5 protein-coding genes are annotated in these 2393 nt (G+C 70.5%); all 5 read right to left on the minus strand.

The annotated features are described in order from the left end of the window. On the minus strand, positions 1–481 hold a 481-nt coding region (locus tag RT567_RS15990; protein ID WP_313577202.1), incomplete at its 3' end, for a DUF6597 domain-containing transcriptional factor. A 63-nt stretch (positions 482–544) separates the two neighbouring features. After that, positions 545–979, minus strand: coding sequence for a DUF1178 family protein (locus tag RT567_RS15995; protein ID WP_313577203.1), 435 nt, complete (start codon positions 977–979; stop codon positions 545–547). Further along, positions 976–1815 (minus strand): carbon-nitrogen hydrolase family protein, encoded by an 840-nt coding sequence (locus RT567_RS16000; RefSeq protein ID WP_313577204.1) that lies wholly within the window; start codon positions 1813–1815, stop codon positions 976–978. Before RT567_RS16000 ends, RT567_RS15995 begins: the two co-directional genes overlap by 4 nt. Next, positions 1816–2073 carry a glutaredoxin 3 gene (grxC, locus tag RT567_RS16005; RefSeq protein WP_313577205.1) on the minus strand — a complete coding sequence of 86 codons (258 nt, stop codon included), beginning with the start codon at positions 2071–2073 and terminating at the stop codon, positions 1816–1818. Between the two features lie 35 nt (positions 2074–2108). Further along, the coding region (locus RT567_RS16010; protein ID WP_313577206.1) for a phosphoribosyltransferase family protein at positions 2109–2393 on the minus strand (285 nt) is incomplete at its 5' end.

Genomic DNA, 2393 nt, shown 5'->3' on the forward strand with positions numbered 1-2393 from the left:
CGCGGCGCTCGGCCGAGTTGAGGGACGGCCCCTCCAGATCATCCTCGGCGGCGACGACCTGGGCGCGGACGGCGGAGTCGATGCGCCAATCGCCCGCCCGGCGCTGTTCTTCCAGCCAAGAGCCGAGGGCGGCGGCCTGTCCCGCCGGATCGCCGGACGGCGCCGTGAAGCCGTCCAGCCGCGCCACAAGGTCCAGCCGCCGATCCATCGCTTCGATCAGCGGGCGGCCGAGGAATTCCCGCGCCCCGTCGGGCTCGAACTTGGCGGCGACGATCTCTACCGGGCCGACCGGGCGGATAGCCATGGGCCGGGTCATCTGACCGGCGAAGATCACCGGCGGTTGCAGGCGGAAGGCGCCGTCAGCGTCCTGTTCCTCATAGGGGGCGGCCAGATCGACGACCAGTTCGGGACAGCCGTCCGGGGCGATGCGCTGCACCCCGCCGCTGGGGCAGGGCGCGGCATAGGTCCACAGCAAGCGCACGAAGGGCCGCAAGGACTCAGGCGGGGCGAATTCCTCGTACCGCTCCCCCTCCCCCATCTGCGGTCAGTTCGCCTTCTTGGGGTCGGGCGGCAGGCTGGGCAGGGGGGCGCAAGGCACGCCGTCGTCCTTCAGCTTCTTGACCTCAGCGGGGGTGGCCTCGCCGTAAATCTCGCGCTTCTCGCTGCGGCCCTCGTGGATGTCGCGCGCCTCGCGGGCGAAGGCGTCGCCGACGTAGTCGAAGTTCTGCTCGACGTGGTCTCGCACCTGCTGCGCCGCCTGCATCATCATCGACTGCATCTGCTTCATGGAGTCCGGCGAAGGCGCGCTCTTCTTCGTGCCGGAGACAGCCGGGGCCATGATCTGTTTTCTGACGGCCGTCGAGCCGCAGAAGGGACATTCGACCAGGCCGCGCGCCGCCTGGTCGTCATAGTCGGACGAGGAGCCGAACCAGGCTTCGAAGCCGTGGTCGTGGTCGCAGGACAGGGCGTAACGGATCATAGGGGCAGGTCGAAGTCGCGGTCGTGGCGCAGGGCGGGCACACTGGCGCGCGCCTTCTCCACGGCCTGAAGGTCCAGCCGGGCGTGCAGGACGCCCGGTTCGTCGTGGTCGAGCCGGGCGATCACCTCGCCCCACGGCCCGACGACCAGGGAGCGGCCCCAGGTCTGGCGGCCGTCCTCGTGCGTCCCGCCCTGAGCTGGAGCCAGCACGAAGGCGCCCGTCTCGATGGCGCGGGCGCGCAACAGAGTCTCCCAGTGCGCCTCGCCGGTCGGGCGGGTGAAGGCGGCGGGGACGGCGATCAGCCTAGCGCCAGCCTTGGCCAGGGCGCGGTGCAGATGCGGGAAGCGCAGGTCGTAGCAGATGGTCAGACCCAGGCCGCCCCAGGGGGTGTCCGCCACGGCCGCCGCATCGCCCGGCCGCACCGAAGCGCTTTCGCGATAGGTCTCGCCGTTCGGCAGGTCGACATCGAAGACGTGCAGCTTGTCATAGCGCGCCGTGATCGCTCCGCTCGGGTCGATCAGCAGGGAGCGGTTGGCGGCGCGCGGGTCATCCGCCCCGCCCGAGCGGACGATGGCCGAGCCGATCAACAGCCAGACGCCCAGTTCGGCGGCCAGGGCCTTCAGCCCCGCAACGGCGGGGTCAGCGCCTTCATCCGACAGGGCGGCGTCGCGCAAGGCGCGACGTTGCTCAAGGAAGTTGGTCCCCTCGGGCGTCAGGATCAGCTGCGCGCCCTCGGCCGCCGCCTGACGGATCAGGGGCTCGACATGCGCCAGCCCTGCGGCCGCCGTCGCCGGCGTCCGCGTCTGGATCAGCGCGATGTCGAGCGTGTCGGTCACTTAAGCCGTCAGCAGGGCGTCCAGCTCGCCCTTGCGGTCCAGGGCGTGGATGTCGTCCGAGCCGCCGACGTGCTTTCCGTCGATGAAGATCTGCGGGAAGGTGGCCGCGCCGCCCGAACGTTCGACCATCTCGGCCTTCTTGACCGGGTCGTTGGAGGCGACGATCTCCGTATAGGCCGCGCCCTTGCGGTCCAGCAGGGCCATGGCGCGGATGCAGTAGGGGCAGCCGGGTTTGGTGTAGAGAACGACTTCGGCCAAGGGGAGCTCCTGAAGGCGAATGGGAAGGTTCCCCCTCACTTAAGCGGTTCGCGCGCGTTTTTCACCCTCGCGATGACGGCCAGGTCCACAGCGCGCGCTCCGGCCTCCATCAGCACCCGCGCACAGGCCTCGGCCGTGGCGCCCGTGGTCAGCACGTCGTCGATCAACAGCAAGCGCCGTCCCTTGATGCGTCGGCGTCCGGCTTCGGTCACGGCGAAGGCCGCCTTGACGTTCAGCCGCCGCCCGCGCGCAGACTTGCCGCCCTGGCTGGTGGTCGGCGAGGCGCGGATCAGGGCGTCGGGCAGATAGTCGAGCCGCGC

It is taken from the genome of Brevundimonas sp. (genome assembly GCF_032107865.1).
Taxonomy (GTDB): Bacteria; Pseudomonadota; Alphaproteobacteria; order Caulobacterales; family Caulobacteraceae; genus Brevundimonas.